The sequence below is a fragment of the Frigoribacterium sp. RIT-PI-h genome (assembly GCF_001297205.1).
Taxonomy (GTDB): Bacteria; Actinomycetota; Actinomycetes; order Actinomycetales; family Microbacteriaceae; genus Frigoribacterium.
In genome coordinates this window covers 1-5613 of record NZ_LHOZ01000131.1, presented here as the reverse complement: position 1 = coordinate 5613, position 5613 = coordinate 1, and the positions used below count along the sequence as shown (strand labels likewise).

At 54.5% G+C, this 5613-nt stretch carries 3 rRNA genes; all 3 read right to left on the bottom strand.

The window, feature by feature from the left end:
• Positions 1-9: 9 nt before the first annotated feature.
• Positions 10-126, bottom strand: a 5S ribosomal RNA gene (gene rrf, locus AEQ27_RS16095).
• A 162-nt stretch (positions 127-288) separates the two neighbouring features.
• Positions 289-3411 (bottom strand): 23S ribosomal RNA (locus AEQ27_RS16090).
• A gap of 469 nt (positions 3412-3880) precedes the next feature.
• Positions 3881-5400 (bottom strand): 16S ribosomal RNA (locus AEQ27_RS16085).
• The 16S, 23S and 5S rRNA genes sit together here, the layout of an rRNA operon.
• Between the last annotated feature and the right edge of the window lie 213 nt (positions 5401-5613).

Sequence of the window (5613 nt, the reverse complement as noted above, 5' to 3'; positions counted from 1 at the left end):
CTAAAAGGAGTCCGGCGGTGTCCTACTCTCCCACAAGGTCCCCCTTGCAGTACCATCGGCGCTGAGAGTCTTAGCTTCCGGGTTCGGAATGTGACCGGGCGTTTCCCTCTCGCTATGGCCGCCGAAACATTTACCACACACCATTACTGGTGGTGAAGTCTGTCTCAGACCATGCACCCCATCCGTGATAGATGTGGCGACTTGTCTGTTGAGTTATGTTCCCGACCGTATTTCGGGAACCACATAGTGGACGCAAGCAGCTTTCCCCCACCTCTACAGGGAGGGAGTGTTGTCAAGTTATCGGCTTATTAGTACCGGTCAGCTCCATGGGTCGTTAGTCCCCACTTCCACATCCGGCCTATCAACCCAGTAGTCTAGCTGGGAGCCTCTCACCCCTAAGGGTATGGAAATCTCATCTCGAAGCCGGCTTCCCGCTTAGATGCTTTCAGCGGTTATCCGTTCCGAACGTAGCTAATCAGCGGTGCCCTTGGCAGGACAACTGACACACCAGAGGTTCGTCCATCCCGGTCCTCTCGTACTAGGGATAGATCTTCTCAAATTTCCTACGCGCGCAGCGGATAGGGACCGAACTGTCTCACGACGTTCTAAACCCAGCTCGCGTACCGCTTTAATGGGCGAACAGCCCAACCCTTGGGACCTACTCCAGCCCCAGGATGCGACGAGCCGACATCGAGGTGCCAAACCATGCCGTCGATATGGACTCTTGGGCAAGATCAGCCTGTTATCCCCGAGGTACCTTTTATCCGTTGAGCGACAGCGCTTCCACAAGCCACTGCCGGATCACTAGTCCCGACTTTCGTCCCTGCTCGACTTGTCAGTCTCACAGTCAAGCTCCCTTGTGCACTTACACTCGACACCTGATTGCCAACCAGGTTGAGGGAACCTTTGGGCGCCTCCGTTACTTTTTGGGAGGCAACCGCCCCAGTTAAACTACCCACCAGGCACTGTCCCAGAACCGGATCACGGTTCGTAGTTAGATATCCAAAGTGACCAGAGTGGTATTTCAACAATGACTCCACCTGAACTAGCGTCCAAGCTTCACAGTCTCCCACCTATCCTACACAAGCCACTCCGAACACCAATACCAAGCTGTAGTAAAGGTCACGGGGTCTTTCCGTCCTGCTGCGCGTAACGAGCATCTTTACTCGTAGTGCAATTTCGCCGAGTTCGCGGTTGAGACAGCTGGGAAGTCGTTACGCCATTCGTGCAGGTCGGAACTTACCCGACAAGGAATTTCGCTACCTTAGGATGGTTATAGTTACCACCGCCGTTTACTGGGGCTTAAATTCTCAGCTTCGCTTGCGCTAACCGTTCCTCTTAACCTTCCAGCACCGGGCAGGCGTCAGTCCGTATACATCGTCTTGCGACTTGGCACGGACCTGTGTTTTTAGTAAACAGTCGCTTCCCACTGGTCTCTGCGGCCTTTCCCGCTCCGGGAGTAAATCCCATCACGGTTCCGGCCCCCCTTCTCCCGAAGTTACGGGGGCATTTTGCCGAGTTCCTTAACCACGATTCTCTCGATCTCCTTGGTATTCTCTACCTGACCACCTGAGTCGGTTTGGGGTACGGGCGGCTTGAACCTCACGTCGATGCTTTTCTCGGCAGCATAGGATCACTGATTTCCCCCAATCGGGGTACGCATCGGATCTCAGGCGCATTGACGACGGATTTGCCTATCGTCAGCCCTACATCCTTACACCAGGTTCACCTTACGGATACCATCGCCTGGCTCAGCTACCTTCCTGCGTCACACCTGTTAATACGTTAACCGCACCAGCATGGGGTCGAGCGTTAGACCGGCCGGCATCACCCCGAAGGGATCCACTCAGCCGGGTTAGGACTCTTAGCACCACTGGATTAGCTTGGGCGGTTCTTCGCCGGTACGGGAATATCAACCCGTTGTCCATCGACTACGCCTGTCGGCCTCGCCTTAGGTCCCGACTTACCCAGGGCGGATTAACCTGGCCCTGGAACCCTTGGTCTTTCGGAGGACGGGTTTCTCACCCGTCTTTCGCTACTCATGCCTGCATTCTCACTCGTGTGGCCTCCACGGCTGGTTTACACCGCCGCTTCACTGGCCACACGACGCTCTCCTACCACTCCGTACGACTGAACCACGAAGGCTTGTCTATAATACGAAATCTACAACTTCGGTGGTGTGCTTGAGCCCCGTTACATTGTCGGCGCGGAATCACTTGACCAGTGAGCTATTACGCACTCTTTCAAGGGTGGCTGCTTCTAAGCCAACCTCCTGGTTGTCTATGCAACTCCACATCCTTTCCCACTTAGCACACGCTTAGGGACCTTAGTTGGTAGTCTGGGTTGTTTCCCTCTCGACGATGAAGCTTATCCCCCACCGTCTCACTGCTGCGCTCTCACTTACCGGCATTCGGAGTTTGGCTGACGTCAGTAAGCTTTTGGGCCCCATCGGCCATCCAGTAGCTCTACCTCCGGCAAGAAACACGCAACGCTGCACCTAAATGCATTTCGGAGAGAACCAGCTATCACGAAGTTTGATTGGCCTTTCACCCCTATCCACAGCTCATCCCCTCAGTTTTCAACCTAAGTGGGTTCGGTCCTCCACGACGTCTTACCGTCGCTTCAACCTGGCCATGGATAGATCACTTCGCTTCGGGTCTAGGACATGCGACTGGATCGCCCTATTAAGACTCGCTTTCGCTACGGCTACCCCACACGGGTTAACCTCGCCACATATCGCTAACTCGCAGGCTCATTCTTCAAAAGGCACGCTGTCACCCCTACAAGGAGGCTCCAACGGTTTGTAAGCAAACGGTTTCAGGTACTATTTCACTCCCCTCCCGGGGTACTTTTCACCTTTCCCTCACGGTACTTGTCCGCTATCGGTCATCTGGGAGTATTTAGGCTTATCAGGTGGTCCTGACCGATTCACACGGGATTTCTCGGGCCCCGAGCTACTTGGGATCCCCATTCAGCCAGCGCCAGCATTTCGGCTACGGGGTTCGCACCCTCTATGACCAGCCATTCAAAGCTGTTCGCCTATACTGCGCTGTAACTGTCCCTGTCCGGCAGAACAGGACAACGGGTCCCACAACCCCGACCATGCAACGACCGCCGTCTATCACACATGACCGGTTTAGCCTCTTCCGATTTCGCTCGCCACTACTGACGGAATCACTGTTGTTTTCTCTTCCTGTGGGTACTGAGATGTTTCACTTCCCCACGTTCCCTCTACCCGCCCTATATATTCAGGCGGGAGTCACCAGACATAACGCCTGGCGGGGTTTCCCCATTCGGAAATCCTCGGATCAGGGCTCGATTATCAGCTCCCCGAGGCTTATCGCAGATTTCTACGTCCTTCTTCGGCTCCAGATGCCAAGGCATCCACCGTTTGCTCTTAGAAACTTGACCACAAAGTTGCTGCCAGCCAAAGACTGACAGCTCAGTGTTATCTCATTCGCCAACCACACCCCAAAGGGCGGATTGGTCTAAGAAATTGCACTTAGTATCACAAACAACAACCAACCCGAAGGCCAGCCCTGCTTGCGACTAAGATGCTCGCGTCCACTGTGTAGTTCTCAAAATACGGGCGGCACCATGAACACCCTGCAAGTGATGCAGAACCTTCATGGCCCAGAGGAAAAACAACCACACCAAAGCGTGGATGTTTGGTCCCTCAGGACCCAACAGCGTGCAAGCCCCCCACCCCAGAACACCCTCACTTTCCAGACACCCGAAGGTGCCGTACTAGCGCTGATGCTCTTCGTGAAGAGCCATTGTCAATGTTCCACCCATGAGCGCCGGCCGAAGACATTTGCTTCGAAACCGACTTGACTCGTTGACCCCCGTGTATACCGCGGGGCGAGTACATGCTCCTTAGAAAGGAGGTGATCCAGCCGCACCTTCCGGTACGGCTACCTTGTTACGACTTAGTCCTAATCACCGATCCCACCTTCGACAGCTCCATCCACAAGGGTTAGGCCACTGGCTTCGGGTGTTACCGACTTTCATGACTTGACGGGCGGTGTGTACAAGGCCCGGGAACGTATTCACCGCAGCGTTGCTGATCTGCGATTACTAGCGACTCCGACTTCATGAGGTCGAGTTGCAGACCTCAATCCGAACTGAGACCGGCTTTTTGGGATTCGCTCCACCTTACGGTATCGCAGCCCTTTGTACCGGCCATTGTAGCATGCGTGAAGCCCAAGACATAAGGGGCATGATGATTTGACGTCATCCCCACCTTCCTCCGAGTTGACCCCGGCAGTCTCCTATGAGTTCCCACCATAACGTGCTGGCAACATAGAACGAGGGTTGCGCTCGTTGCGGGACTTAACCCAACATCTCACGACACGAGCTGACGACAACCATGCACCACCTGTATACCGACCTTGCGGGGCGACCATCTCTGGACGTTTCCGGTATATGTCAAGCCTTGGTAAGGTTCTTCGCGTTGCATCGAATTAATCCGCATGCTCCGCCGCTTGTGCGGGCCCCCGTCAATTCCTTTGAGTTTTAGCCTTGCGGCCGTACTCCCCAGGCGGGGAACTTAATGCGTTAGCTGCGACACGGAGACCGTGGAATGGCCCCCACATCTAGTTCCCAACGTTTACGGCATGGACTACCAGGGTATCTAATCCTGTTCGCTCCCCATGCTTTCGCTCCTCAGCGTCAGTTACGGCCCAGAGATCTGCCTTCGCCATCGGTGTTCCTCCTGATATCTGCGCATTCCACCGCTACACCAGGAATTCCAATCTCCCCTACCGCACTCTAGTCTGCCCGTACCCACTGCAGGCTGGGGGTTGAGCCCCCAGATTTCACAGCAGACGCGACAAACCGCCTACGAGCTCTTTACGCCCAATAATTCCGGACAACGCTTGCACCCTACGTATTACCGCGGCTGCTGGCACGTAGTTAGCCGGTGCTTTTTCTGCAGGTACCGTCACTTTCGCTTCTTCCCTACTAAAAGAGGTTTACAACCCGAAGGCCGTCATCCCTCACGCGGCGTTGCTGCATCAGGCTTTCGCCCATTGTGCAATATTCCCCACTGCTGCCTCCCGTAGGAGTCTGGGCCGTGTCTCAGTCCCAGTGTGGCCGGTCACCCTCTCAGGCCGGCTACCCGTCGTCGCCTTGGTGAGCCATTACCTCACCAACTAGCTGATAGGCCGCGAGTCCATCCTTGACCAAAATTCTTTCCAACTCCTAGCCATGCGGCTGAAGCTCGTATCCGGTATTAGACGCCATTTCTAGCGCTTATCCCAGAGTCAAGGGCAGGTTACTCACGTGTTACTCACCCGTTCGCCACTAATCCCTGGAGCAAGCTCCAGTTCATCGTTCGACTTGCATGTGTTAAGCACGCCGCCAGCGTTCGTCCTGAGCCAGGATCAAACTCTCCGTAAAAGAAAAAACAGCACAACCGGAATAGGCCATGACTGCTGAATTTGATGCTGACTAAAGAACAAAACAATCTGACGATTGTTGTTGTCCATCAATCTCAAAGAAACCTAAACACCACTCACAACCCCACCAAAGATGAGGCCACAAACAATGCCAGGGTATAATTTGGCATTTGACAATGTGCACGCTGTTGAGTTCTCAAGGACCAAACGCACC